The sequence below is a fragment of the Methylomicrobium agile genome, from assembly GCF_000733855.1.
Lineage (GTDB): Bacteria > Pseudomonadota > Gammaproteobacteria > Methylococcales > Methylomonadaceae > Methylomicrobium > Methylomicrobium agile.
Window position 1 is genome coordinate 2,090,287 of record NZ_JPOJ01000001.1, and the last position, 26,534, is coordinate 2,116,820.

Annotated in this window: 22 protein-coding genes and 1 pseudogene; 17 read left to right on the top strand and 6 right to left on the bottom strand. The window is 56.9% G+C overall.

Going from position 1 to position 26,534, the window contains the following annotated elements:
- Positions 1–6 precede the first annotated feature (6 nt).
- From CC94_RS22295 to CC94_RS0109875, 9 genes are all read left to right on the top strand, one after another.
- Positions 7–780, top strand: a complete 774-nt coding sequence (locus CC94_RS22295; protein WP_005369382.1) for a HupE/UreJ family protein — start codon at positions 7–9, stop codon at positions 778–780.
- A gap of 4 nt (positions 781–784) precedes the next feature.
- Positions 785–1,648, top strand: coding sequence for an urease accessory protein UreD (locus CC94_RS0109835; RefSeq protein WP_005369383.1), 864 nt, complete (start codon positions 785–787; stop codon positions 1,646–1,648).
- Positions 1,649–1,662: 14 nt separating this feature from the next.
- Positions 1,663–1,965 carry an urease subunit gamma gene (gene ureA, locus CC94_RS0109840; protein WP_005369385.1) on the top strand — a complete coding sequence of 101 codons (303 nt, stop codon included), beginning with the start codon at positions 1,663–1,665 and terminating at the stop codon, positions 1,963–1,965.
- Positions 1,966–2,277: 312 nt separating this feature from the next.
- Positions 2,278–2,610 carry an urease subunit beta gene (locus tag CC94_RS0109845; protein WP_031430675.1) on the top strand — a complete coding sequence of 111 codons (333 nt, stop codon included), beginning with the start codon at positions 2,278–2,280 and terminating at the stop codon, positions 2,608–2,610.
- The gene (gene ureC / locus CC94_RS0109850; RefSeq protein WP_031430677.1) at positions 2,603–4,306 is read left to right on the top strand and encodes an urease subunit alpha; all 1,704 of its coding nucleotides are present in this window, start codon (positions 2,603–2,605) and stop codon (positions 4,304–4,306) included. Before CC94_RS0109845 ends, ureC begins: the two co-directional genes overlap by 8 nt.
- Before the next feature lie 2 nt (positions 4,307–4,308).
- Positions 4,309–4,737, top strand: coding sequence for an urease accessory protein UreE (gene ureE, locus CC94_RS0109855; RefSeq protein ID WP_005369388.1), 429 nt, complete (start codon positions 4,309–4,311; stop codon positions 4,735–4,737).
- Between the two features lie 51 nt (positions 4,738–4,788).
- Positions 4,789–5,397, top strand: coding sequence for an urease accessory protein UreF (locus CC94_RS21420; RefSeq protein WP_342666509.1), 609 nt, complete (start codon positions 4,789–4,791; stop codon positions 5,395–5,397).
- A 218-nt stretch (positions 5,398–5,615) separates the two neighbouring features.
- Positions 5,616–6,224, top strand: coding sequence for an urease accessory protein UreG (gene ureG / locus CC94_RS0109865; RefSeq protein WP_005369390.1), 609 nt, complete (start codon positions 5,616–5,618; stop codon positions 6,222–6,224).
- A gap of 277 nt (positions 6,225–6,501) precedes the next feature.
- On the top strand, positions 6,502–6,996 hold the full coding sequence (locus CC94_RS0109875; RefSeq protein WP_031430678.1) for an REP-associated tyrosine transposase: 495 nt from the start codon (positions 6,502–6,504) through the stop codon (positions 6,994–6,996).
- A gap of 134 nt (positions 6,997–7,130) precedes the next feature.
- Here CC94_RS0109875 and CC94_RS0109880 read toward each other — a convergent pair whose 3' ends face one another.
- From CC94_RS0109880 to CC94_RS0109905, 6 genes are all read right to left on the bottom strand, one after another.
- A complete protein-coding gene (locus CC94_RS0109880) occupies positions 7,131–8,756 on the bottom strand; it encodes an MFS transporter (RefSeq protein WP_084675325.1) in 1,626 nt (541 codons plus the stop codon).
- 23 nt (positions 8,757–8,779) lie between these two features.
- Entirely contained in the window at positions 8,780–10,183 is a 1,404-nt protein-coding gene (locus tag CC94_RS0109885) for an alginate export family protein (RefSeq protein WP_245619728.1), read from the bottom strand.
- A gap of 215 nt (positions 10,184–10,398) precedes the next feature.
- A complete protein-coding gene (locus CC94_RS0109890) occupies positions 10,399–12,264 on the bottom strand; it encodes an amidohydrolase (protein ID WP_031430682.1) in 1,866 nt (621 codons plus the stop codon).
- Between the two features lie 37 nt (positions 12,265–12,301).
- Entirely contained in the window at positions 12,302–12,934 is a 633-nt protein-coding gene (ycaC, locus tag CC94_RS0109895; protein WP_005369399.1) for an isochorismate family cysteine hydrolase YcaC, read from the bottom strand.
- Between the two features lie 376 nt (positions 12,935–13,310).
- The gene (locus CC94_RS0109900; protein ID WP_005369401.1) at positions 13,311–14,168 is read right to left on the bottom strand and encodes a pirin family protein; all 858 of its coding nucleotides are present in this window, start codon (positions 14,166–14,168) and stop codon (positions 13,311–13,313) included.
- Positions 14,169–14,205: 37 nt separating this feature from the next.
- Positions 14,206–14,808, bottom strand: coding sequence for an FMN-dependent NADH-azoreductase (locus tag CC94_RS0109905; RefSeq protein WP_005369402.1), 603 nt, complete (start codon positions 14,806–14,808; stop codon positions 14,206–14,208).
- A 101-nt stretch (positions 14,809–14,909) separates the two neighbouring features.
- On the opposite strand from CC94_RS0109905, the gene CC94_RS0109910 reads away from it, so the two are divergent.
- The 8 genes and pseudogenes from CC94_RS0109910 (at position 14,910) to CC94_RS0109945 (ending at position 26,415) form a co-directional block, all read left to right on the top strand.
- A complete protein-coding gene (locus CC94_RS0109910; protein WP_031430683.1) occupies positions 14,910–15,812 on the top strand; it encodes a LysR family transcriptional regulator in 903 nt (300 codons plus the stop codon).
- A 210-nt stretch (positions 15,813–16,022) separates the two neighbouring features.
- Positions 16,023–16,388: an IS630 transposase-related protein gene (locus CC94_RS0109915; RefSeq protein WP_031430684.1), complete on the top strand. Its 366-nt coding sequence runs from the start codon at positions 16,023–16,025 to the stop codon at positions 16,386–16,388.
- A gap of 244 nt (positions 16,389–16,632) precedes the next feature.
- Positions 16,633–16,863 (top strand): annotated as a pseudogene (locus tag CC94_RS24705) (WGR domain-containing protein); the annotation flags it as partial.
- Between the two features lie 145 nt (positions 16,864–17,008).
- Positions 17,009–19,891: a DEAD/DEAH box helicase gene (locus CC94_RS0109925; protein ID WP_031430687.1), complete on the top strand. Its 2,883-nt coding sequence runs from the start codon at positions 17,009–17,011 to the stop codon at positions 19,889–19,891.
- A 28-nt stretch (positions 19,892–19,919) separates the two neighbouring features.
- Complete coding sequence (locus tag CC94_RS0109930; RefSeq protein ID WP_005369409.1) at positions 19,920–20,111, top strand: hypothetical protein; 192 nt, start codon at positions 19,920–19,922, stop codon at positions 20,109–20,111.
- Complete coding sequence (locus CC94_RS0109935) at positions 20,108–20,719, top strand: ATPase (RefSeq protein ID WP_005369411.1); 612 nt, start codon at positions 20,108–20,110, stop codon at positions 20,717–20,719. Before CC94_RS0109930 ends, CC94_RS0109935 begins: the two co-directional genes overlap by 4 nt.
- A gap of 3 nt (positions 20,720–20,722) precedes the next feature.
- Positions 20,723–24,277 (top strand): transposase, encoded by a 3,555-nt coding sequence (locus CC94_RS0109940; RefSeq protein ID WP_051911436.1) that lies wholly within the window; start codon positions 20,723–20,725, stop codon positions 24,275–24,277.
- A gap of 65 nt (positions 24,278–24,342) precedes the next feature.
- Entirely contained in the window at positions 24,343–26,415 is a 2,073-nt protein-coding gene (locus CC94_RS0109945; RefSeq protein WP_036303888.1) for a hypothetical protein, read from the top strand.
- The last annotated feature ends 119 nt before the right edge of the window (positions 26,416–26,534 follow it).

Sequence of the window (26,534 nt, forward strand, 5' to 3'; positions counted from 1 at the left end):
AGTTTTATGAAACACCACCATTTGGCAGTTTTGCTTGCAGGGTTATTGTTGTCGCTGTCGCTGCCGGCGGAAGCGCATGTCGGACAGGGGCTTGCACATGATTTTCGGGCCGGTCTCTGGCATCCGCTGCTGGGCATCGATCATATTCTGGTGATGGTCGGCGTGGGTTTGTGGGCAGGTTTTTTAGGCGGGGCTGCACGCGGATGGCTGCCGGCCGCCTTTCTTGCTGCGATGGCGGCCGGGGGATCTTTGGCATTTGCCGGCATGGTGCTGCAAGGGCCGGAAATTTGGGTCGCTGCGTCGGTGCTGGCGATCGGGGCGATTCTGCTGCGAGTTCCGTCGAAATTATTTTTTCTGGCGAAGAACGTAGGGTGGGTTACGACGCGCATCGGAACAATCTTTATTTGTCGTTTGTCCTTTCCCCGCGTCGTAACCCACCACGGGGGTTGCAAAAGGTGGGTTCGGCGCGCGGAAAACTCCGTAGGATTTGAAGGGCGTAGACAAAGCGCGCCGAACCCACCCTACGTTTCTGCTCGACACGGCTGGGCGAGCGTATTAGCGGCGCTGTTTGCCTTCAGTCACGGTTATGTGCATGCGCTTGAAGCCGGAATGGGCAGCCAGGCCCTCGGGTATACGGGCGGTTTTCTCGTATCGACCGCGCTGCTGCTGGGTATCGGTTTGATGATCGGGCGAGTTTCCGCGCGGCATGGCCGTTGGATGAGGACGCTTTTCGGCGTTATTTGCGCCGGCGCCGGCATTACCTTATTGCTTGGAATCTGACCGGATGCTGCTTGCGCCGGACGGCAGCGGCGCGCTCCATCCCGGCCGCGCCGGTCCTGGCGAACTGCCGGGTTGGGAGGCGAAGCTGCAACTGGGCTTTACGCGCCGCCGGGAAAAAACGGTATTGACCGAGCGGAAGCATCGCGGGCCTCTGACCGTGCAGCGGCCGTTTTACGCGGATGACGGGCTTTGCCACCTGTATCTGCTGCATCCGCCCGGAGGCATGGTCGCCGGCGACCGGCTGACTATCGAGGCGACGCTGGCGGAAGGCTGCGAAGCGCTGCTGACCACGCCGGCCGCCGGCAAATGTTACCGCAGCGATGCGCGTGTTGCCGAACAATCGGTAAGACTGACGGTCGGCGATCAATCCGCGCTCGAATGGCTGCCGCAGGAGACGATCATTTTTGACGGCGCCCGGCTTCGCTCCGAGATGCGGATCGAGCTGGGCGAGACATCGCGTTTTATCGGCTGGGACATGCTGGCGTTCGGCCGGCCTGCGGCCGGGGAGATTTTTAACGATGGTTTCGTCGAGGCGGGCTGGCGGCTGTTCAAAGCGGGCAGGCCGTTCCACATCGAACGGGTGCTGCTGGATGCGGAAGCGGTCAAGGCCAACTGGGGTTTGCAGGGCTGTTCGTCGTGCGGAACGCTGTTTGCGTCGCCGGCATCGGCCAAAACGCTGGAAATCGTACGCGATCTGATCGGCGAGGCGCCGGGGCGCGGCGTGACCCTGATCGACGATGTGCTGATCTGCCGGGCCGTGGATGCGCGCGCGGATCGGCTGCGCGCTTTTTTGCAGACGGTTTGGGCGGCGCTCAGGCCGGCGGTTCTGCTGCGCGCCGATGTGCCGCCGCGTATTTGGGCGTATTGAACTAGGACACAACGATGCAATTGACACCACGCGAAAAAGACAAACTGCTGCTGTTTACCGCCGCGCTGCTGGCGGAGCGGCGCAAAGCGAGAGGCCTCAAACTGAATTATCCGGAAGCGGTCGCCTATATTTCGGCCGGCATTATGGAAGGCGCGCGCGACGGCCGCACGGTCGCCGAATTGATGGAATACGGCCGCACCTTGCTGAATCCCGGGGATGTCATGGAAGGGGTCGCCGAGATGCTGCCCGACGTGCAGGTCGAAGCGACCTTTCCGGACGGCACCAAGCTGGTGACGGTGCATAATCCGATTGCATAAGACGAAGGCGGGATGGGTACGACTATAAGGACGTAGGATGTGCTGAACAAAGTGAAGCGCATCGATCGTATCGTTCGCGATTGATGGGCTTCCTTCGTCAGCCCATCCTACGAAACTGCCAAGTCAACAGCATCGAGCCGGCCTCGCGTGGAGTCCAAAGCTTGCTTTGGAAAAATCGCCAAGTCAGCCAAAGCAAGCTTTGGACTCCGTTTTTTCTTGACTTGATGGCGTTGACGGAACGATAAGGCCGGATTACGGGAAGTTAATTCTGACCGAATCCTTATGATATTAAAAAAACATTGGAGTCAGCTAATGATCCCAGGCGAAATCATCACCGCAACCGGCGATATCGAACTGAACGCCGGCCTTGATGCGATCCGTGATGCGATCCGTATCGAAGTCGGGAATACCGGCGACCGGCCGATTCAGGTCGGTTCGCATTATCATTTTTTTGAGGCGAATCCCGCGCTGGATTTCGACCGGAACCGGGCGCGCGGCTGCCGCCTGGACATTGCGGCCGGCACCGCGGTGCGCTTCGAGCCGGGGCAGATACGCGAAGTAAGCCTGATTCCGTTCGGCGGGCTCCGGCAAGTGTACGGTTTCCGCCAGCAGGTCATGGGCAGCCTGGAGGTCCGGGATGAATAAGATCGGCCGCAGCGCTTATGCCGAAATGTTCGGCCCGACCACCGGCGACCGGGTGCGTCTGGCCGACAGCGAACTGTTCATCGAAGTCGAAGCCGACCATACGATCTACGGCGAAGAAGTCAAATTCGGCGGCGGCAAGGTGATCCGCGACGGCATGGGGCAAAGCCAGGTCACGGCGCAAGGGGCGATGGATGTGGTGATCACGAATGCGCTGATCGTCGATCACTGGGGCATCGTGAAAGCCGATGTCGGCGTCAAAAACGGCCGCATCTTCGGTATCGGCAAGGCCGGCAATCCCGACATTCAGGACGGCGTCGATCTCGTCATCGGGCCGGGCACCGAAATCATCGCCGGGGAAGGGCAGATTCTGACCGCCGGCGGCATCGATGCGCATATTCATTTCATTTGCCCGCAGCAGATCGAAGAAGCGCTGTATTCGGGCGTCACCACGATGATCGGCGGCGGCACAGGTCCCGCGACCGGCACCAACGCGACGACCTGCACGCCGGGGCCGTGGAATCTGAAGCACATGCTGCAGGCGCTGGATGCCTTGCCGATGAATTTCGGCCTGCTCGGCAAGGGCAACGCCAGCCTGCCGGCCGCGCTCGAAGAACAGATCCGCGCCGGCGCGATGGGGCTGAAGCTGCACGAAGACTGGGGTACGACGCCGGCCGCGATCGATTGCTGCCTGAGCGTGGCCGACCGCTTCGATGTGCAGGTCGCGATTCATACCGATACGCTGAACGAATCGGGCTTCATCGAGGACACGATTGCGGCGTTCAAGGGCAGGACGATCCATACTTACCACACCGAAGGCGCGGGCGGCGGCCATGCGCCGGACATCATCAAGGCCTGCGGCCTGCCGAATGTGCTGCCGTCTTCGACCAATCCGACGCGGCCCTATACGGTCAACACGATCGACGAGCACCTGGACATGCTGATGGTCTGCCATCATCTCGATCCGGGCATTCCCGAAGATGTCGCGTTCGCGGAGTCGCGCATCCGCCGCGAAACCATCGCGGCCGAGGACATCCTGCACGACCTCGGCGCGTTTTCGATGATTTCCTCCGATTCGCAGGCGATGGGGCGGGTCGGCGAAGTGATCACGCGCACCTGGCAGACCGCGCACAAGATGAAGGTGCAGCGCGGCTCGCTGCCGGAAGACACGAGCAGCAACGACAATTTCCGCGTCAAGCGCTATATCGCCAAATATACGATCAATCCCGCCATCAGCCACGGCATCGCGCATGAAGTCGGCTCGATCGAGAAAGGCAAGCTGGCCGATCTGGTGCTCTGGCAGCCGGCGTTTTTCGGGGTCAAGCCGAGCCTGATCATCAAGGGCGGCTTTATCGCGGCAGCGCCCATGGGCGATCCGAACGCCTCGATCCCGACGCCGCAGCCGGTGCATTACCGGCCCATGTTCGGCGGTTTCGGCCGGGCGATTGCCGGCACCTCGATGCTGTTTTTATCGCGTGCGGCGATCGAAGACAATATCCCCGAACGCCTGGGCTTGCAGAAGCTGATCGGCGCAGTGCATGGCGCGCGCGCGATCGGCAAGAGCGATTTGATCCACAATCATTATCAACCGTTGATGGAAGTCGATCCGCAAACCTATGCGGTGCGCGCGGACGGCCGCCTGCTGACCTGCGAACCGGCCGCCGTGCTGCCGTTCGCCCAACGTTATTTTCTGTTTTGATTATGCTGAAACTGACCGAATATTCCGACTCCGAGCACAGCGACGACAGCCTGACGCTGCCTTTCGACATTCGCCAGAAAAGCCGCTGCGCGGCGCGGACCGATAACGGCGTCGAGGTCGGCGTGTTCGCGATCCGCGGGCAGTGCCTGCGGCCGGGCAGGGTGCTGACCGGCAACGAAGGCTACCGGGTCCTGATCAAGGCCGCGCCCGAAGCCTTGTCGATCGTGCGCTGCGCCGATCCCTTGCTGTTCGCCAGGGCCTGCTATCACCTCGGCAACCGCCATGTGCCGCTGCAGATCATGAACGGCGAACTGCGCTATTTGAGCGATCATGTGCTCGATCATATGCTCGAACTGCTCGGCTTGCAGGTCGAACACGATCGCCTGCCGTTCGAGCCCGAAGCCGGCGCCTATCATGCGCATGGCCACTGATCTGCCCTTGCTGCGGCTGTTGCAGTTGGCCAGCCCGGCCTGCCGGTCGGGATGTACAGCTATTCTCAAGGGCTCGAAAAGGCGGTCGACGACGGCTTGATTCATAATGCCGCAACGGCCGGGGACTGGATCGGCGCTGTGTTGAACAGAAGCGTCGCACGGGCCGATCTGCCGGTTTTAGCCAGGCTTTACGAGGCAGGGGAACGCAACGATGCGGCGGGTGTGGAATATTGGAGCGGCCTGTTGCTCAGTTGCCGGGAGTCTGCTGAATTACGTGCAGAGGACAGGCAAACCGGGCAAGCTTTGCAGCGGCTGCTGGCCGCGCTCGATCTCGGCGGCGCTGCGGTGCCGGCGGCGCGCTCGATGACGTGGGCGGCGCTATTCGGCCTGGCCGCATTGCGGCTCGGCGTCGCCAAACGCGAGGCAATGCTCGGCTATGCCTGGAGCTGGCTCGAGAATCAGGTGCTGTGCGCGGTCAAACTGGTGCCTTTGGGGCAAGTCGCGGGGCAGCAATTGTTATTGCATCTGGCAGAAGGCATTCCGGCCGCAGTCGACCGCGCTTTACGCATCGACGATGACCAGATCGGCGGCGGCGTTTTCGGCCTTGCCCTGGCGAGCAGCCGCCATGAAATGCAGTATTCGCGTCTGTTCCGGTCGTAGGGTGGGTTGCGCGCGCTGTTGCATGGATTTCGCGCTGTAACGGTTTGTCCGCGCGCGTAACCCACCTTGGCGCATAACGGCGGGTTCGGCGCGCAAAATGATCCGTTGCAGCCGAAAGATTTTACAGGGCGCGCCGAACCCGCCCTACGTTAACTGTTTCGCCGCATATCCTGCTTTACGGGTATGGGGCGGTCGATTAAATAAAATCCGGAGACAAAATGAATGGCAAACAAGTCTTGAGAGTCGGCGTCGGCGGCCCGGTGGGTTCCGGCAAAACCGCGCTGGTCGATGCGCTGTGCAAGCGCATGCGCGATCGCTACGAAATTGGCGTGGTGACCAATGACATTTACACCCGCGAGGATCAGCAGTTCCTGATCCGCAGCCAGGCCCTGCCGGAAGAGCGGATACTGGGCGTCGAAACCGGCGGCTGCCCGCATACCGCCATTCGCGAGGATGCCTCGATGAATCTGGCGGCGGTCGACGAGCTCTGCGAACGCTTCGGCAATCTCGATTTCGTGATGGTCGAAAGCGGCGGCGACAACCTCAGCGCGACGTTCAGCCCGGAATTGGCCGATTTGACGATCTACGTGATCGATGTCTCGGCCGGCGATAAAATTCCGCGTAAAGGCGGGCCAGGCATTACCCGCTCCGATTTGCTGGTGATCAACAAAACCGATCTGGCTCCTTATGTGGGCGCTTCACTCGATGTCATGAAGCAGGACGCGAAAAAGATGCGCGGCGAACGTCCGTTCGTGTTTACGAATCTGAAAAAAGGCGAGGGGCTTAAACTGGTCGAAGCATTCATTATCAAGGCCGGGATACTGTAAAGCGCCTATTCGCGTTTTAAAACCGATACGGTATATTGTTCCGAATTGGGGGATTTGCCCGATTTTGCGGCAAAGACCTGCGTCATATCACACAGTTCGCTGCTCCGCCGGTCGGGAGGGCTCTCGAACGAGCGGAATTTGTTCATTTTTGACGATCTGGTCCGGTTATTGCTTCAGGAATTTGTCAGCATGGGTCCATCCAAAGGCGCCGCCGAGCGCTTTTTCCTGTTTTTAGCTGGACAGTGCGATTCCGTTTAACTTTCCGAGGCGAACCGGCATGACCGAATTGAACCGTTACCGTATCCACGGCAAAACTTATTTTTTTACCCTGGCATTGCCGGAATGGCGTTCGGGCGCCGCGATGCACTGGACCCAGGCGCTCTGTCTCGAACTGGTCAGGATCAAGCGGAAATACCCGTTCAATCTCGATGCGCTGGTGATTTTGCCGAAATATGTGCAGGGCCTCATGACACTGCCGGGCGACGCGGAGGAGGCCGGTTTGCTGTGGCAGCAGGTCAATAACGAATTCGCCGAACTGGCCGGCCTTTCCGAAGAGCAGCAAGGCGACGAGGACGGTGACTTCGAACGCAAGCGTTGTTTCGGCTATATGCTGCGCGATGATCAGGATTTTGCCCTGCATCTGAATTTCCTGCATTACAATCCGGTCAACCAGGGTCTGGTCAAGGGAGTCGCCGACTGGCCCTATTCGACTTTTTTCCCCTATGTGCAGCAAGGCGTGTATCCGTTGTCCTGGCGGATGGACGTGGCATAAAGCCGCCGCGCCTCGGCTTCGTCCCTCATCCGCGCGTCAAGGCAAGGGGCCACCGGCTTGCGGAAATTGCCGTACCCGGCAAAACGCCCTTCGAATCAATAGAATGGAAGCAACCGGATTTTTCAGGCGGGCAATTATCTTTTAAGCTTGCGCTTAGCTTTTTTCGCGTAACCGGGCGCCACATAGTGGTTGATTTTCTTGCTTTCGCCGGCGGCCAGGCAAGCCCCGATCCGATCCTCCAAAACACGGTCGCTGACCGAAACGCGTTCATGCTGGCGCAGGTGTTCGAGCCAGGACTCCACCATAAAGCATTCGATGTAATGGTCGGCTTTGGCCGTATCCTGGAAAACTTGCCAAAAGTAGGCGCCGTCGCGTTTGCGGATTTTTTTCAAGTGCTGCAAACCGTCATGAAATTCCCGGAGTTTGTCGCTCGCGACCGTGTATTCGATCGTCACCAGCACGGGGCCTTTGTCGTGTTCCGGGGTTTGGTCGACCATCGGCAACGGCCAGTGCATGGAGGGCGTGAAATCGATGTCGTCATAGCCGCCGATGCGGTATCGCCAGGTGAGGAAAATGCTTGCGATCAAGCCGGCGGCGGCGATCAGAAAACTCGTTTCGATGCCGTAGTGCTTGGCCAGATAGCCCCAAAGCAGACTGCCGCCCGCCATGCCGCCCATGAATACCATCATGAATACGGACAAGCCGCGCGCTCTCACCCAGTCCGGCAGGCTGCTCTGAGCGGCCACCTGCAGGGACGACATCACGCAGATCCAGGCCGCGCCCGCCAGCAGCATGACCGGCAGCAAGACGTAAAGGTCGTCCTGGACGGCAAGGACGGCCGAAGCGCCGCCGTAAGCCAAAGTCGCCAGGCGCACCAGATTGTCGGAATGGATGCGCTGCCGGATGCGCGGCAGCACGAAGGCAATCGTGATCGCGCCCACTCCGATGCAGGCCGTCAACAGGCCGTAGACGGAAGAGCCGGCGTGCAAACGCTGGCTGACCAGAATCGGCAAGAGCGCCCACAAGGCGCTGGCAAACGGAAAGAAGCCGATGCCTCGGACCAATATGGAAGGCAGCAAGCTGGAATAACGTGCGTACCGCAAGCCCGACCGCATCGCGCCCAGACAGCGTTCGGCGGGCAAACCGCTTTCGCTCGGGGGTCTTTTCCAGCAGGCGATGACGGCAATGACGCCGAGGAAGGATATCGTATTGGCCAGGAATACGCTGGGCACGCCGTAGAGGGTAATCAAATAACCCGCAACCGCAGGACCGATCGCACGGGAAATATTGACGCCCAGGCCGTTTAACGTGATGGCGGCATGCAGTTCCTGTTTGGCGACCAGTTCCGACGTGACGGCCGACCACGCCGGCATGCTCATCGCCGTACCGCAACCCAGTAAAAAAGTGAACCCCACCAAAACCCAGCCCGTCGTCAACCCGGACAGGGTGCAGAACAATAAACCCGACGCACTGGCAAACATCCAGATTTGCGTCGCCAGCAAATAACGGCGGCGGTCCACGATATCGGCCAACGCGCCCGCCGGGACTGCCAGGAGCATGATCGGCAGCGTGGTGGCGGTCTGGACCAAAGCGACCATCACGGGAGAAGCCGTCGTCGAAGCCATGAGCCACGCAGCCCCCAGGTCGTTCATCCAGGTACCGATATTCGAAACCAGTGTCGCCAGCCAGACGGCTAGAAACAGCTTGTCGGCCAGCGGCTGCCAGATCGATTGGCGCGAGGGTGTTTTATTTTGCGGCACAGGCGTCTTTTCCTTACTCAAGATTAAAATCGATAACTGGTCATCAGCATCAGAAAATCGACATCATTGGCTTTTACGGACCGCAGCACGCTGCCCGTAAACAAATGGACGTAAGCGAAATTCAACTGTATGTTGCGGTTGATCTGCCAGCCCGCATCCAATGTCAGTTCGCTGCCGATGTAGCGTCCACGGCTTTGGTCGGTGCCGTCCAGCGGCTGGAACGGGTTGACGTAAAACGCATCGTGGACGCTGTAGCGCCAGAGAAAATCCCAGCCCAGGCTCAATTCAACGCCTTCTGCGGCTTCGATACCGATATAAGGGTACACATTCATTAAATTCGCGGGTACAACCAACGCGTTTTCGGAAAAATAGGCCAGTTTGGGAAACAAAGGATTGAAGGTTTTCAACGTGCGGTCATGAGGATTGTCGTCGCCGCTGATGATGTCCATTTTCAAACCCATCCGCGGTTTGAAAGCGACATGCTTCCAGCGGTACCCCGTATCCGACGCCGCGGTCCATGCCGAAATCGCATCCTTGCCGAAACGGCCGAACTGGTAGGCGAATTCGAAATTGTAATCCCAATTTCCAGACTTGCGCCATAACCGGGTGCCGAGGGTATGCCGATGTTCGTCGGCAATGCCTTGGGCGTAAACCGCATCGGCCCGGTCCAGCCCAAGGTAGTAAAAATCCATGTCGGGCGCATACCGGGCCGCCGGCTGGCTAAACACGGAATAAAGCCCCCAGAAGCGCTGGCCGCCGTCATACCGGTCGTCCAAGACGCCTTGCTTCAATTCCAGCGGCGCGGCATAAAAGGCGTCCACCGTAAAACCGCCGCCCTTGAAGCCGGTGCGCACCGCATCGAAACTGCGGCGAATGTTCGGATTATTGCGGACGGAAACCAGCCGCTCGGAACCGAAACTCATTTCCTGCCTGCCGCCGCGGATCGTCAGCGTTTGGCCTCCCCAAGGAAATTGCACTTCCGCGAAGCCTTGCTGCAGGTCGAAATGGTCTTCTTCCACGGAGGATTTTTCGTTGGCCTTGCCGAATGCGTAATGGCTGCCCAATTGAATAAAGGCACGAAAATGGCTGCCCAAGTGCAAATCGCCATGCAGCAAAACACGCTGAAGGAGATAATCGTCATCCTTGAATTCCGCCAGGCCGAATTCATAACTGTGGAGGTTCTGGTAGCGTTCCCGCCATTCGCCGCCCAGGCTCAAATAAGCGTCCGGAAGAAACGGCAAGGCGATGTATTTGATGTCGTCTCCCAAACCGTGCCGCCGCTTGAGATCTTTCAGCGCTTGGTACGTTTCTTCGTAGCGAAGGGCTTTAAAGGCGGGCGGCGCAGGCTCAGCGCCGGATTCTCCGCAGGCATTAAAGCCTATCGCCAGATTCAGTAAAAACAGTAAAATCCGATAAGCCATGGACATCGAAAAAACTTAGGATTTCGTCAAAAATAACTTCCCCCTTTGAAAAAGGGGGATCGAGGGGGATTTATTTGAAAAATCTCCCCTAACCCCTCGGTAACTGCTTCCTGCGTTACTCTACCTCCTGCATCCATGCAGTCGTCTTTTTCAAAGAGGGGAATGAATAAATCTGCTTTTCGAAACAATCAACATTCGGGAAGTTAATTCCTACCAGATCCTTACGCCCAACAACTGCAACCCAACACGCCCCAGAAACTTTTCAAATCGGCCGCCGGAACACGGCTTTGAAAAGCCCGGGCATGGGCGTGTCCGTGGATGCCGCAAGCCGTGCCGCAGGCGCAGGTCTGTGCCATGGCGTTGGCGTGAGCCTGACGTGCGGACGCATGATAGCCGTCGTAACGGATCACCGGCGACCAGGACGGGGAAATCGGCAACGCGGGCGGGTCGAATTCCTTGAATTCCCGGTCGCCGTAGATGATCTCGCCGCCCACGACGGTCATGACGGCCTTCAGGTTTTTCAGGTCGTCGTCCGCGATCGTCATCATGTCTTCGGGCAAGACGGCAAAGTCGGCATATTGTCCGGCGACGATTACGCCTTTCTTGCCGTGTTCCGTGGAAAACCACGACGAACCTTCGGTGTACAACCTCAAAGCCTCTTCGCGCGACAGGCGGTTGGCGGGCGGATACAGGGTCAGTCCACCCACGGTCTTGCCCGTCGCCAGCCAATAAATGCCGATCCAGGGATTATAGCTGGCGACGCGCGTGGCGTCCGTGCCCATGCCGACGGGAATTCCGGTGGCCAGCATCCTATGGATCGGCGGCGTGGCTTCGGCCGCCTTCGCGCCGTAGCGCGCGACGAAATCCTCGCCCTGGTAAGCCATGCGGTGCTGGATGGCGATGCCGCCGCCCAACGCCTTGATGCGGTCCAGGTTGCGCTGCGTGACGGTTTCGGCATGGTCGATGAACCAGTTTAAGCCGTCCAGGGGGAATTCGGCGTTGACCCGCTCGAACACGTCCAGGAAGCGGGAAATCGATTCGTCATAGGTGCCGTGAATGCGGAACGGCCAACGGTTTTCGGCCAGATGCCTCGCGACGCGGTAAAGCTCATCTTCCAGGCTTGCCGCCAAATCGGGCCTGGGCTCCCTGAAATCCTCGAAATCGGCGGCGGAAAACACCAGCATTTCGCCCGCTCCGTTATGACGGTACATAGGGGAACCTTGGCCTGGCTTAAGCAGTTGGGTCCAGGTCCGGAAATCCTCCAGTTCCTTGCCCGGCCTTTGGGTGAACAGGTTGTAGGCGATGCGGATGGTCAGTTGCTTGTCGCGGGCAAGCTGCTCGATCACCTGATAGTCTTCGGGATAATTCTGGAAACCGCCGCCCGCATCGATCACCGACGTGACGCCCAGCCGGTTCAATTCGCGCATGAAATGCCGGCTGGAAATCAGTTGATCTTCCGGCGCCAGTTTCGGCCCTTTGGCCAAGGTGGCGTACAGAATCATCGCATTCGGGCGCGCAATCAGCAAACCGGTCGGATGGCCGCCGCTATCCCGTTGAATTTCGCCGCCCGGCGGATCAGGGGTGTTTTTATCGTAGCCGCAAGCCTGCAACGCGGCGCGGTTCAGCAGCGCGCGGTCGTACAAGTGCAGGATGAACACGGGCGTGTCCGGCGCGATCGCGTTGATTTCTTCCAGGGTGGGCAGGCGCTTTTCCGCGAACTGGTGCTCGGTAAAACCGCCGACTACCCGCACCCATTGCGGCGGCGGGGTGATCGCCACCTGCTGTTTCAGCATGCCCAATGCGGTGGCGACATCCGGCACGCCGTCCCAGCGCAGTTCCAGCAAATAACTCAAGCCGCCGCGGATAATGTGCAGATGGCTGTCGATAAAACCCGGTATGACCCGCTTGCCTTTGAGGTCAACGACCTGGGTGGAAGCCGTGGCCTGCTTCATGATCGCGGCATCGTCGCCGACGCTGAGGAACACGCCGTCCTTGACGGCGACGGCACTGGCTTCGGGATTTTTGCGGTCCAGCGTGGTAAAGCGGCCGTTTCTGAAAATCTTGTCCGGCGTATTGACGGTATTCATCGTAAGATCCTCCCCAATCGGTTTCCGGCAGCCTGCGTTATTTATTCCTCGCTTGCTGCAGCCTGGAATAGCTGGTCATCAGGTTGCGGTAATTAGGCAAATGATTCGACAATAAAGTCGCCAGTCCTTCCATATCGTTGCGCCAGTCCCGCTGCAATTCGCAGGCGACCGCAAACCAGTTGACCAGCTGCGCTCCGGCTTGCGACATGCGGTTCCATGCACTCTGCTGGGTGGTCAAATTGAACGTGCCGGAAGCATCGGTGACGACAAACACGTCATAGCCTTCTTCCAAGGCCGATAAGGTGGGGAAAGCCACGCATACATCGGTCACGACGCCGGCGATGATCAGTTGCCTGCGTCCGGTCGCTTTGACCGCTTTCACAAAGTCTTCATTGTCCCAGGCGTTGATCTGTCCGGGGCGATGGATGAAAGGCGCATCGGGAAAACGTTCGAGAATTTCCGGAACGAGCGGTCCGTTAGGTCCTTCGTCGAAGCTGGTCGTCAATATCGTCGGCAACTGAAAAAACTTGCCGATGTCGGCCAGTGCGATTACGTTGTTTTTGAAATCGCTGGGACTAAAATCCTGGACCAGCGAAATCAGCCCGGACTGGTGGTCGACCAACAGCAAGGCCGCATCGTCTTTGTTCAATTTTTTGTATTTCGCATTCATAGTGATCTCCGTTAAAGAAATAACTCGCCACATGTCTAAGGATCCGGTAGGAAATAACTTCCCGAATGTTGATTGTTTCGAAAAGCAGCTGATTTACTCCCCTCTTTGAAAAAGACGACTGCATGGATGCAGGAGGTAGGGCAATGCAGGGAGCAATTGCCGAGGGGCCGGGGGAGATTTTTTAATAAATCCCCCTCAATCCCCCTTTTTCAAAGGGGGAGGTGCTTTTGACTAAGTCCCTCTTTTTCAAAGGGGGAAGTTATTTTTGACAAAACCCTAAAAGGATGAGTCATGCGGGAATTGAAAGTTCATGGCTTGGCTCATGATTCCGAATGAGCCAAACCATCCAACGCGCGCTTGGTATGGAAACAATCATTCATACCAACTGCCCATCCCGATAATCCGCAAGCGTCTGCTCGATTTCATCGCGCGTGTTCATCACGAAGGGGCCGTACTGGACAACCGGTTCGCGCAGGGGCTTGGCCGCGAGCACCAGCAAAGAGGCGCCTTCTTTTCCGGCATGCACCTCCACGCGATCCCCTTCGGAAAGCAGGCCGGCGGCATGGGGTGCCAGTGGCTGTCTTTCGGCAATCGGGCCGACTTCGGCCGAGCCTTCGTAAAGATAAACGAAAGCGTTGTGCCCCTCTGCAACCGGGTGGACAAAATGGCCGCCTGCCGGGAGATGGACATCCAGAAACAAAGGCTCGGTACTCAGTCCCTGGACCGGTCCCGCTACAACCCGGCCTTCCGCTTGTGTGCTGCCGGCAATGACTTTTACCCGGCTTCCGTCCTGAAGGGCTAGCAGGGGAATGGCTTCCGGTTGAATATCCCGGTAGGCGGCCGGCTTCATTTTCTCGCGCGCGGGCAAGTTCACCCATAGCTGGAAACCATGCATGCGGCCGCTTTCCTGCTGCGGCATTTCGGAATGGATGATGCCCCGGCCGGCGGTCATCCACTGCACCGAACCGCTCTTCAAATCGCCGCGGTTGCCCAGGTGGTCCCGGTGGAGCATGTGCCCTTCCAGCATGTAAGTCACCGTCTCGAAACCCCGGTGCGGGTGATCGGGAAAACCGGCGCTATAGTCGTCGGCGTTCGCCGACGAAAACTCGTCCAGCATCAGGAAGGGATCAAGGCGCGCCGATTGGGATTGCCCCAGGCTGCGCAGCAGTTTGACGCCACCGCCGTCGGTGGCGGGCAGTGCGTTGATGGCTTTTTTCAATGTTCGCGTAGACATGGTGTTCCTCTTGGAAAATTGGAATGGAATGGTCTTCTCAAGCCGCCAGCATGGCGAGCCGTTGTTGGGCTTCGGCCAGTGCGGCCTCCTTGCTCGCCTCGCCCATGTTGAGCCCTTCGGCATATACGAATTGGACATCGGCGATGCCCAGAAAGCCCAGAAAATTCCGTACATAACCGGTTTGGCTGTCGAGCGGCGTGCCGGCGTACAGCCCGCCCCGAGTCGCGAAGACATACGCTTTCTTGCCGGTCAACAGACCTTCGGGGCCGTTCGCGGTGTAACGAAAGGTTATTCCGGCGCGGGCGATGTGGTCGAAATAGGCCTTGAGCGTCGAAGGGATGCCGAAGTTGTACATCGGCAGGCCGATCACAAGAATCTCGGCCTGTTTGATCTCATCGATCAGAGCGTCCGACTCGGCCGCGAAAGCCTGCTGTTCCGGCGTCCGCGCTTCGGGCGCTGTAAAAAAGGCCGCCACCCGTTGCGCGTCCAGGTGCGGCAGAGGCACTTGCGCCAGGTCGCGAAGGATCATTCGGGCATTCGGATGATGGCTATGCCAGGCAGCGACAAATTGGTCGGCTAGCTGACTGGACTGGCCGCCGGAAGAAAAAATGCTGGAGTTGATTTGGAGCAGGGTTTTCATGGATGTTCCTCCGTTGCTGAATGTGGCTTCATTAAACATCCAATTAATTCGATAAAAAAGTATAATAATTTGCTTAAACTTATCTAATTATTGGATTAATGATGAAGGCGCCCCATATTACCCTCGAACAATGGCGATCGCTGATCGTGGTGGTGGATGCCGGCGGTTACGCGCAGGCGGCGGAAATCCTGAATAAAAGCCAATCGGCGGTAACTTATGCGGTGCAAAAAATCGAATCGTTGCTGGGTGTGAAAGCGTTCGAGATCCAGGGGCGCAAAGCCACCCTGACGCCAACCGGCCAGATGCTGTACCGGCGCGCCTTGGCGTTAGTCGAAGAGGCTCGCGATCTGGAGCAGGCAGCGCACATGCTGTCGGCAGGCTGGGAGGCGGAGATTCGCATCGCGGCGGAAATCCTTTTTCCTTGCCGGCTGCTGCTGGACTGTCTGGACCGCTTCGGCCGGGAGAGCCCGCGCACGCGGGTGGAGTTGATCGAATCGGTGCTCGGCGGTACGGCCGATGCGCTGTTCAAGGGAGAGGCCGACCTGGTCATTTCCCCGGAACAGCCGCCCGGCTTCCTGGGCGAACTCTTGATGCGGGTGCGACTGATCGCGGTTGCGCAGGCCGATCATCCCCTGCACCGCTATGGCCGTGCACTGACCCGGCGCGACCTGCGCGCCTATCGCCACCTGGTGGTCAGGGATTCGGGCAGCAGGCGCGACCGGCGCGCGGTCTCCGTCGAAGTGGATCAGCGCTGGACGGTAAGCCAGATCGCCACGTCGATCCAGGCCGTCGTCATGGGCTTCGGCTTTGCCTGGCTTCCGGAAGCGCATATCCGCGAGGAATTGAAGGCAGGATTGCTCAAGCCGCTGTCTTTGCGGGAAGGGGGCACGCGCGAGGTCCCGTTGTACCTGATTTTCGCCAATCCGGACTTTGCGGGTCCCGGCGTGAAGCGTCTGGCCGAGATCGTCCGGGAAGCGGTGGAGAGACCGGCAGCAGGGATATAGAGGGCCTGACACAGAAAAAAGGAGGGTGCAGCGAGCCGCACTGGTTTTTCAAGGCTTCCCATGGCATGGAATCGGGTCGGCAAACCCGAATAACTGTTGAACCCTGTCACGAACTTGCAAATCGGTGCTTTAGAGCGTTTTTAGATTGAGTGAACAGCAACTTCCGCATGCTAGCGTCGTCGAAGGTGTTTTGCGGAAGGGGATATCCTGATGCCCAGAGCCTATTCGATGGATTTACGGAAACGGGTGATCGAAGCCTGCGATCGGGGTGAAACCATTGCTCAGGTGGCGCAACGCTTCGCCGTAAGCCCTTCGTTTGTGAATAAGTTGCAACAGCGGCGGCGGAAGAGCGGTACGCTGGAACCCAAGCCCCACGGCGGAGGACGCCAACCCTTGTCGTCCCTCGAACATGATGAAATGTTGCGCACGCTGCTGGCGGCGCAGCCCGATACCACCCTGGAGGAATTGCGGGACAAGCTGGGGCTGAAAGTTCACCTTTCCACGCTCTGGCATCGCCTCCAGCGCCTCGGCCTGACCTTCAAAAAAAACGCTGGCAGCAGCCGAGCAAGGGCGTGAGGATGTGCGCCTTCAGCGCAAGGCTTGGCAACAGGCGCAGCCGACCCTCGATCCGGCCCGGTTCGTTTTCATTAAGGCCATGTTGTCAGAGCCGGACATTACCATGGAAGATGTCGCCAAACGTCTTCGCATAGCGCCTCACCTTCTACGTTACATTGCCATCTACCGGGGGCAGGGGAGCGATTCAGGAGGCCGAGCCATGCTGACACCCGTTGTCTACCTCGAATCCTAAGATGCCAACCGCAACATCCACCGCGCCTATTCGATCGCCTATGGGCAAGATCTCTTCGGCAATTCGATTGTGGACATGACTTACGGACGTATTGGAGGCAAAAGACCAAAGCTCGTTACAGTCGTCAGCAATGAAGACGAGGCAATCAAATACGTGCAAAAATCTCTTAAACGTAGGCAATTCGCCCCTAAGCGGGTCGGGGTAAGCTATGAGGCGCGCGCGACATCCGATTTTGAGTCATAACCCCGGAATATGATTTTGAGTGGAGATAATCAAGAAAAACTGTTTTGCATAAATACCTAAACAAGGATAGCAAAACACACTTTACTCTATAATTACCAAATTCTTCTGGAAGCCACTTAACCAAAACAATAGGGACGGATCAAGCTTGGCCACGCATCGACAATTTGCATCGGGTTTACGTATAGAAGCGCGCGATGCCGAATGGCGCATCAAGCGGGTCGATCACTCCTCCGATGGGGGCTATCTTCTGACATGCGAAGGGCTGTCGGAGATCGTGCGCGGCCGTGAAAGCCTGTTTCTTACCAAGTTGGAGGAGACGCATGGTCCCGGCATCCGCATTCTTGATCCGGAAACCACGCAGCTGGTGGACGATCTGACACCCAATTTTCGAGCCAGCCTGCTTTATCTGGATACGTTACTGCGAAAGACGCCGCCCACCGACGAATTTATCCATATCGCTCAACGCGCAGCGATGGAGCAGCTGCCTTTCCAGCTTGATCCGGCCTTACAAGCGTTAAGTCAGCCCCGTCAACGCATTCTGATCGCCGATTCGGTCGGCTTGGGAAAAACGCTCGAAGCGGGCATTCTGGTCAGTGAATTGATCGCTCGCGGCCGCGGGAAGCGCATTCTGGTATTGGCCGTCAAATCAATGCTGGCCCAGTTTCAGCAGGAGTTCTGGAACCGTTTTTCGGTTCCGCTCGTCCGCCTGGATTCGGTTGGATTGCAACGGGTCCGGAATCGCATACCGGCCAATCACAACCCGTTTCATTATTTTGACCGATCAATCATTTCCATCGATACTCTGAAGCAGGATATCGAATATCGGCACCATTTGGAAAAAGCCTATTGGGACATCATCATTATCGACGAAGCACATAACGTTGCGGAACGAAGTGCCAATTCCCAGCGCGCCAAACTGGCCAAGCTGTTGGCTACTCGTTCTGACACGCTGATTATGCTGTCCGCCACGCCGCATGACGGCAAGGCGACCAGTTTCGCCAGCCTGATGAACATGCTCGATTCCACCGCTATTGCCAATCCCCGCGATTATTCGCAGGAAGATTTCCGGGATAAAGGCTTGGTCATCCGCCGTTTTAAAAAAGATGTGCGCGAACAACTAAAACAAAATTTCCCGGAACGCGAAATCGATACCGTTCGCACTCCAGCGAGCGTTGTCGAAGAAGCCGTCTACGACCAACTGATCACTGCCAAATTTCATACTTTGGACGGGCCAGGAGCCGGTCAACTATTTCGAACCGTTTTAGAAAAGGCATTGTTTTCGAGTCCCGCAGCCTGTTTGTCGACGATCGAAAACCGTCTGAAGCGGCTAAAAGGAAGAAGCGAAAACGACGATATAAGGGCTGACATCAGCACGCTGGAGGGTTTACGCTCAGCCATTCAAGCCATAACATCCGATCGATTCAGCAAATATCAATGTTTGGTGGAGCTTCTGCGCTCGGGCAGCTCAAAAAGTCTCGGTTGGAGCCCAAGGCATGCCGATGACCGCCTGGTCATCTTTACGGAAAGTTTGATTACGCTCGACTTCTTGGAAAAGCACTTGCCGGACGATCTCGGCTTGAAACCCCAACAAGTCGCTTCACTGCGCGGCGATATGAAGGATAGGGACCTGATGGAAGCCGTCGAACAATTCAACAAACTCGACAGCCCGGTCCGTCTGCTGCTTTGTTCGGATGTGGCTTCCGAAGGCATCAACCTGCACCATCTGTCCCATCGCATGATCCATTTCGACATTCCCTGGTCGCTGATGGTGTTTCAGCAACGCAACGGTCGAATCGATCGCTATGGGCAGCAACGGCAGACGCAAATTCGTTATCTATTGACCGAGTCGGAAAATGCTCACGTCCGAGGCGACCTTCGCGTTTTGGAAGTCCTGATCGAAAAAGACAGCCAGGCGGGAAAGAACATCGGCGACCCTTCCGAGTTCATGGGTAAATTCAACTCTGAGGAAGAAGAAGCTTTAACCGCTATCGTTATCGAGCAGGATAAAAAAGACGATGACGATATTTCCGACATTTTTGCCGATCTACTCGGCGATACCGAATCATCCGGCGATCTGTTGGCGCATTTCACCCCGGACAGCGCGCCCAGCACCGATTTTGTACAAGTCCTGAAACAAAGTCCCAGGCTATACCCGCAGGACCTCGATTATGCCGACCAAGCCTTAAGATGGCTGCGCGACAGCGGCGTCGATCTGCAAGCCGATATCGAAGGCGACCTGCTGCGTATCACCGCGCCGAATGATTTGGTGCAGAGACTGCGCTATTTGCCCAGCGAAGTCCGGCCCGACAATGACCGCTTCCTGCTATCCAGCAATAAGCAGCGCATCTATGACGAACTCAAGCGCTGCCGGGAAGAAGACAGCCCCTGGCCCGACATTCAATATCTCTGGGAACAGCATCCCGTGATGGAATGGCTGGCCGATCGGGCGCTGAATGCCTTTGGCCGACACACCGCGCCGATTCTGCGCTTGGGCAGTTTACAGGCGCGGCAGCACATGGTGTTGATCTACGGCGGTTTTCCGAATAAACGCGGCCACATCATGGTGCATGACTGGCTAGGCATCGAGTTTCAGGAGCAAACCGTCGTCGGCATTCACTCGCTTGAAGCCGTTCTTGATAAACTTCAAATCCAGCCCGGCAAATTGGCCAATCGTGGCGAAGCGGGAGATTCCTCGGTATTGCAAAAACTGCTTGCCTTGGCCATTCCTCCGGCAAAAAAATCATTGCAAGCCTTACGTCAAGAAAAACAGGAAAGCCTTAGTCAACGTCTCAAAAAGTTGTCGGATAACCTGTACGAACTGAAAAGCCGCCACGTCGAGCAGCTTGAAATCGATTTTAGCGGCAGCGATCAACCCGAAGCGATTAAAAAACACCGCCGTGAAGACCGTCTGTCGCATATCGAGCGCGTTTTTCAAGATCATCTTGCCTGGTTGGAAAATACGCAAACCACCGAAGAAGAGCCCTTTATTCAAGTCGCGGCGCTATTTACCGGTCAGGCCGCGCGGTAGAATCTCATCTTTCATTAGGAGTCAGATCATGCAACCCCAAGCCCGTGAACGCGACCTCATGGCGCCCGAGACCGAACCGACCGATGCGGAACTGCATCTGGTCATGAGCGAAGCGCTTAATTTAGCGATGGAACGTAAAAAAATGTCCGACGCCATGATGCGGCAACGCCTTTTAGACGAAGTTGCCCAAGTACGGGCCCGTCATCAAGCATCAAAATGACCGAAGCCGATTTGCAAAAACCGAGGCTGTTAGTCGTCGCCGGTCCCAATGGTTCGGGGAAAACCACAGTGACCGAGCGCGGTCTTGCCCACGAATGGTTTGCCGGCTGTGAGTATATCAACCCTGATTTTATCGCTCGCGATGAATTCGGCGACTGGAATTCGCCGGATGCGATTCTAAAAGCAGCAAAGCTGGCGGCAGATCGACGGGAAAGTTGTTTATACGATCACCGCAGCCTGGCATTTGAAACCGTGTTTTCCGCGCCGGACAAAGTGGATTTTCTACTGCGCGCGCATCAACAAGGCTATTTTATTCGAGTATTTTTCGTCGCCACCGCCGACCCTGCGATCAATGCCGCCCGCGTCGCACGCCGCGTCATGCAGGGCGGACACGATGTTCCCATCCCCAAAATCATCAACCGTTACTTTCGGTCGATCGCCCAATGCGCGCTGATTGCGCCTTGGGTCGATCGGCTTTACCTCTACGACAACTCGGTAGATGGTGCGGAAGCCGCGCTAATCTTGCGTGCCAGTAACGGCAAAATTATGAAAACCTACCAGACGGCACCCGCTTGGGTGGAGCCTATCATCGAATCTTTGGAAAAATAAAGCGTGAACTGGATCGGTATCACCAACGAAAACGAGTTCTACAGCCAGCACTATCTGTCGGAAATCTTTACCGGCGACGTGCGCGGCGTGCTGGAAGCCTGGGGCAATCAGGAAACCGAAGCCCGCGAAACCGCCCGCGAACAAAACCTTAAGGAACCCGGCTACCGCGCACCTTACAATCGCCTGAATGCGTTTTGGCGCGAAGCGCTGAATCAACTGGATAGTATTCAACGCCCACAGCCGCCGACTGAGCGACTCGCCAAAGGGCGTGCTTTGATTCGGCAACTGCTGAACATCTTCGATTTACCTTTTCAGGCTACACGACAACCTCTCAGCGGCAATGACGACCTGGAATTGCCCTTGCTCGGCGAATTGCGCGCGCCGCAGGGCGAGCCCTTATTATGGGTGCTCGAAGCGCAATCGCTCGACGAAGGCGACGAATTCGACGCCGATCCCTTGAGCCTCAGCATCCATCCGGCGCAACTGACCAGCCTGAGCGCTATTCCGGTCGCCAAAACCTTGGCAGGCTCCGACGCGCCGGACTGGCAAAAGCTATTGTCCACCGCCGTGTTTACCCAAACCCGGCCGCCGCGCTGGGTGCTGCTGGTCAGCCCGTTTCAATGGCTGCTCCTGGATCGCGCCAAGTTTGCCCAACACCGCCTGTTGCGCTTCGACTGGAAAGAACTGTTCACTCGCCGCGAAACCGATACTCTGAAAGCTGTATCGGTGCTGTTGCATAAAGAATCGCTGCTCGATGCCCAAGGCCAAAGCCTGCTCGATACGCTGGACGAAAACGCGCACAAGCATGCCTATGGCGTTTCGGAAGATCTTAAATATGCGTTGCGCGAATGTATCGAATTGCTCGGCAACGAAGCCGCGCAGCAATTGATCGAACAGGCCCGTGCCGATAAAAAAGGCATTTTCACCGGCAAGGACGCGCTCGATCGTGAAGAACTAACACGACAATGCCTGCGCTACATGTACCGGCTACTGTTTTTGTTTTATATCGAAGCCCGCCCGGATTTGGGCTATGCGCCGACCGATTCCGATGTTTACCTGAAAGGCTATTCGCTCGAAGCCTTGCGTGATCTGGAACTGATGCCGTTGACCAGCGAAGTGGAACGCAACGGCCATTATCTGCATCATTCGATCCAGATGCTGTTTCGTTTGGTCGGCGAAGGCACCGAGCATAAGCCTGAGCAAAACCTCTTCATGATCGGACAGCAAACCGGCCGCGACGCTTTCGAACTGGCGCCGCTCAAATCGCACTTGTTCGATCCGAACCGCACCGCGTTACTCGATAAAGTCGTCTTTCCCAACCACATTCTGCAACGCGTCATTCAGTTGATGTCGCTGAGCCGCCCAGCCAAGGGCAAGCGTCGGCGCGGGCGGATTTCCTACGCCCAGCTCGGCATCAACCAATTGGGTGCGGTGTACGAGGCGCTGCTGTCCTATCGCGGCTTTTTCGCCCAGGACGATTTGTACGAAGTCAAAAAAGCCGATACCGATCCCGACGACCTCGATACCGGCTATTTCGTGACCCGCGAAGCCTTGGAAGATTACGCCGACAACGAACGGGTGTACGACCGCAACGAGCGCGGCGAAAAAGTTCTGCGCCTGCACAAAAAAGGCAGCTTCATTTACCGCCTGGCCGGCCGCGACCGGCAAAAGTCCGCCTCCTATTACACCCCGGAAGTGCTGACCCGCAGCCTGGTCAAATATGCGTTGAAAGAACTGTTCAAGGAACAATTCGAACCGCTTCCCGACGACCGCGCCCGCGCCGAAAAGCTGTTAACCTTGAAAGTCTGCGAGCCGGCCATGGGCTCGGCGGCGTTCTTGAACGAAGCGATCAACCAACTGGCCGAAAAATACCTGGAGCTAATGCAATCGGCCTTGAACGAGCGCATCCCGCAGCATCAATACCGGGAAGAACTGCAAAAAGTCAAAATGTATCTGGCCGACAATTGCGTGTTCGGCATCGACCTGAATCCGGTCGCGGTGGAACTGGCCGAAGTATCGCTCTGGCTGAATGCCTTGTCCAAAGACCGTTTCGTGCCCTGGTTCGGGCTGCAACTCTATTGCGGCAATTCGTTGATCGGCGCCCGCAGAGAAGTGTTCGCCAGCGACCGGCTCAACCGTAAATCGGGTGACGAAGACTGCTGGCTCAATCGAGCGCCTCAGGCCGTGCCGATGTCCGTCCCACGAAGATCCGGGCAAATCTGGCACTTTCTGTTGCCCGACAGCGGCATGGCGAACTACAGCGACAAGGAAGTCAAATCGCTCTATCCCGATCAAATTAAAGCCATCAGCGCCTGGCGCAAAGGATTTATCAAGCCGTTCGATAAAACCGATTTGGAGCGGTTGGAAAAACTGAGCGCCAAGGTCGAGGAACTGTGGCATGAACATGCCCGGTCGCTGGCTGGGCTGCGCAAAAAAACGACCGATCCTTACCGGATTTACGGTTTCGAATTGAGCGGACAGCCCACTTCGCTGGGCTTTAAGGATCAGGTTTTGGCGCAGGAACTGGAAGCCAAGGGCTTGGAAAACGCCAGCGCTTATCGCCGCCTGAAGCTGGTGATGGATTACTGGTGCGCGCTGTGGTTTTGGCCGATCCACGACGCCTTCGATTTACCCAGCCGCGAAGAATGGCTGTTCGACCTGGAAACGCTGTTATTGGGCGATACCGTGCCGGTGGGGCCGAGCGGCGAACAAATGGAATTGTTCACTGAAGCCCAACCGCGTCAGGAAGCGGTGCCTTTCGTGAATCGCTTTGGCGTGGTCAATCTCAATAAACTGTTCAATGCCTCGCCAAGGCTCAAACGCGCCGACGAAATTGCGGGGCAACGCCGGTTTTTCCATTGGCACCTCGCCTTTGCCGACATCTTCGCCGGAACAGTAGCAACGGCCTCCGGCCGTTCATCACCCAACGCCACACCCCTAAACCTGGGCTACTACAGCCCCAAAGACCCTGTGGCCGTATACGCCGGCAACCTGCCCCACTGGCGGCAAGAAGGCGTGACTTATTTCGTGACCTTCCGCACCGCCGACTCGCTCCCGCAAACCTTGCTCGATCGGTGGCGAGCGGAACGGGATGCCTGGCTGTCGGCACACCCCAAACCCCATAGCGACGACGAGAAGCGCGAATACCATGAGCGCTTTACCGAGCGTTTGCACCAATGCCTGGATAACGGTTATGGCGCCTGCCTGCTGGCGGAGCCGCAGTACAAGCAATTGGTCGAAAATGCCTTGCGTCATTTCGACGGCGAGCGTTATAGCCTGGACGAATTCGTGGTCATGCCGAATCATGTGCATGTGCTGGTCGCGCCGCTCGGAAAACATCAACTGTCCGAAATAACCCAGTCGTGGAAATCCTTTACCGCGCACGAAATCAACAAGCGGGCCGGAAAAACGGGAACGTTTTGGCAAAAGGAATCGTTTGATCATATCGTGCGCAATCCCGAGCAAATGGAACGGATTCGCCAGTATATTCGGGATAATCCGAAGGTTTTGCGGGGAGTGAGCGGGGGGATGAGCGGCGGGACGCCGCTGCTACGGTAGCCGCGGCGTCTCGCCGTTCACGCCATCACGGTGGTTTTGATCTGATTCTGGGAAACCCGCCCTGGTTGAAAGTGGAATGGAATAGCGGCGCGGTGCTGGGCGACTTCGAGCCGCGCTTCGTGCTGAAAAATCACAGCGCCAAGCAGTTGGCGGATTTGCGTGAAGAAACCTTTCACCGGATACCCGAACTGGAAGCGGCCTGGCGTTCGGAATTCGAGGAATCGGAAGGGACGCAGAATTTTCTCAACGCGGTCTGCAATTACCCGGAATTGAAGGGCATGCAGACCAATTTGTACAAGTGCTTTTTGCCGAGAGCCTGGGCAAATGGCTCAGCTAAAGGAGTAAGCGGGTTTGTTCACCCAGAAGGTGTTTATGATGATCCAAATGGAGGCCAATTTCGGAGTGAAATTTACCAGAGATTGCGGCTGCATGCCCAATATCAAAATGAATTTACCCTTTTCGTCGGAACAAACGATCATGGTCGGCTAAGGTTCGGGACTCATATTTATTTAGCTAAGGCCGATCCTAAAGTTAAGTTTTTAAGCATTAACAATTTATTTACACCTAAAACTCTTGATGCATGTTTTAATCATGATGGTACCGGGGAAATCCCCGGTATCAAGGAAGAAACCGAAGACGCCGACGGTAAAGTAAAAACTCGCTGGAATACCCAAGGCCACCGCGACCGCATGATTTCCGTAGGCGAACATGAACTGGCTTTGTTTGCCAAACTTTACGACGAAGCCGGAACCCCGGCGCTGGAAGCCCGCTTGCCCGCCTTGCACGCCCGGCAATTGCTCGCGGTACTGGAGAAGTTCGCCGCGCAACCCAAACGGCTGGGCGATTTGCAAGGCGGGTATGTTTCAACCGTCATGTTTGACGAAACCAATGCGCAAAAAGACGGCACGATAAAAAGGGAAACCCGTTTCCCAAAACATGCCGGCGAATGGGTATTGTCCGGTCCGCATTTTTTTGTCGGTACGCCATTTTATAAAACCCCTCGCGCCGAATGCACTCAAAACAGCCATTACGATGTGCTGGATTTGGAAACTTTGCCGGATGACTATCTGCCGCGCACGAACTATGTGCCTGCCTGCTCGGTGGATGATTATCTTGCGCGGGTGCCGAAGGTGAGTTGGGTTGAAGAGGGGGAAGACGAGACGAGGCGGGTGACGGAGTATTATCGGTTTGTGAATCGCAGGATGTTCGGTGCATCGTCAGAACGATCACTGATAACAACAATAATCCCCCCTTACGTTGCGCATATCAATACTTGTATTGGAACAACATTCAAGGACATAGTTAGCGCCATTACTCTCGGTACTGTATGTCAGTCTATCATCTATGATTTTTACTTGAAATCAACAGGTAAGACCGATCTCTGGGAGTCGACGCTTCGTTTTTTTCCGATGATTTCAAGCAAATCGGCAGAATGTCGATTTTTGACGCTTCTTTGCTTAACCCATAGTTATGCCTCGCTATGGAAAAAGTTATGGAATCTAGAGTTTCTAAAACAACGCTGGTCCAGCAATCACCCCGCGCTATCGAATAGCGCCGGGGCGATCGTAGCAGCGCCGTCCCCGGCGCTCGACTCGCGGCAGGATGCCGCGGCTACTTTCTTTGCCAACCTCACGCCTGAATGGCAACGCCATTGCGCCTTACGCATCGATTATGCCCGCCGTCAGGCGCTGCTGGAAATCGACGTGCTGGTCGCGCAAGCCTTGGGCATGACACTGGAAGAGTTGCTGACCATCTACCGCGTCCAATTTCCGGTGATGCGTCAGTACGAAGCCGACACCTGGTACGACCAAAACGGCCGCATCGTCTTTACCCCCAGCAAAGGCCTGGTCGGCGTTGGTCTGCCGCGCAAAGTCCGCAAATCCGACCTCAACGAAGGCATCCGCTACGGCATCCAAAGCACAGACCGAAACGAGCAAGACATCGCTCTCGGCTGGGAAGACATTGCCGATATGAAATCCGGCCAAGTCACCAAAACTTTCCTGGACGACACGCTCCCCGGCGGCCCCACCGAACGCACGATTACCTACGTCGCCCCCTTCTTCAAACCGAACCGGGAAGTGGATTATCGGATTGCCTGGGCGTTTTTTGAAAATCAAGTTCAGTCCGGGCCGAAATGAGCTAGGTCCGGGATTGTTTGATGGCAGATGTCAACTTCAAAATAGTGGCATTTTTCAGAGATACGATAGAAGACAGTTAAAATGATGCAAAGCCTGCGGCTTTGAACACTAAAAAGAAA

Bases quoted from the DNA above. Each gene is read 5' to 3' on its own strand.
- CC94_RS0109930 (WP_005369409.1), top strand. From the start codon at position 19,920: ATGCAACCCCAAGCCCGTGAACGCGACCTCATGGCGCCCGAGACCGAA.
- CC94_RS0109890 (WP_031430682.1), bottom strand. From the start codon at position 12,264: ATGAATACCGTCAATACGCCGGACAAGATTTTCAGAAACGGCCGCTTT.
- ureA (WP_005369385.1), top strand. From the start codon at position 1,663: ATGCAATTGACACCACGCGAAAAAGACAAACTGCTGCTGTTTACCGCC.
- CC94_RS0109835 (WP_005369383.1), top strand. From the start codon at position 785: ATGCTGCTTGCGCCGGACGGCAGCGGCGCGCTCCATCCCGGCCGCGCC.
- CC94_RS22295 (WP_005369382.1), top strand. From the start codon at position 7: ATGAAACACCACCATTTGGCAGTTTTGCTTGCAGGGTTATTGTTGTCG.
- CC94_RS0109910 (WP_031430683.1), top strand. From the start codon at position 14,910: ATGAAGGCGCCCCATATTACCCTCGAACAATGGCGATCGCTGATCGTG.
- CC94_RS0109900 (WP_005369401.1), bottom strand. From the start codon at position 14,168: ATGTCTACGCGAACATTGAAAAAAGCCATCAACGCACTGCCCGCCACC.
- CC94_RS0109845 (WP_031430675.1), top strand. From the start codon at position 2,278: ATGATCCCAGGCGAAATCATCACCGCAACCGGCGATATCGAACTGAAC.
- CC94_RS0109875 (WP_031430678.1), top strand. From the start codon at position 6,502: ATGACCGAATTGAACCGTTACCGTATCCACGGCAAAACTTATTTTTTT.
- ureC (WP_031430677.1), top strand. From the start codon at position 2,603: ATGAATAAGATCGGCCGCAGCGCTTATGCCGAAATGTTCGGCCCGACC.
- CC94_RS0109935 (WP_005369411.1), top strand. From the start codon at position 20,108: ATGACCGAAGCCGATTTGCAAAAACCGAGGCTGTTAGTCGTCGCCGGT.
- CC94_RS0109885 (WP_245619728.1), bottom strand. From the start codon at position 10,183: ATGTCCATGGCTTATCGGATTTTACTGTTTTTACTGAATCTGGCGATA.
- CC94_RS21420 (WP_342666509.1), top strand. From the start codon at position 4,789: ATGTACAGCTATTCTCAAGGGCTCGAAAAGGCGGTCGACGACGGCTTG.
- ycaC (WP_005369399.1), bottom strand. From the start codon at position 12,934: ATGAATGCGAAATACAAAAAATTGAACAAAGACGATGCGGCCTTGCTG.
- CC94_RS0109915 (WP_031430684.1), top strand. From the start codon at position 16,023: ATGCCCAGAGCCTATTCGATGGATTTACGGAAACGGGTGATCGAAGCC.
- ureE (WP_005369388.1), top strand. From the start codon at position 4,309: ATGCTGAAACTGACCGAATATTCCGACTCCGAGCACAGCGACGACAGC.
- CC94_RS0109905 (WP_005369402.1), bottom strand. From the start codon at position 14,808: ATGAAAACCCTGCTCCAAATCAACTCCAGCATTTTTTCTTCCGGCGGC.
- ureG (WP_005369390.1), top strand. From the start codon at position 5,616: ATGAATGGCAAACAAGTCTTGAGAGTCGGCGTCGGCGGCCCGGTGGGT.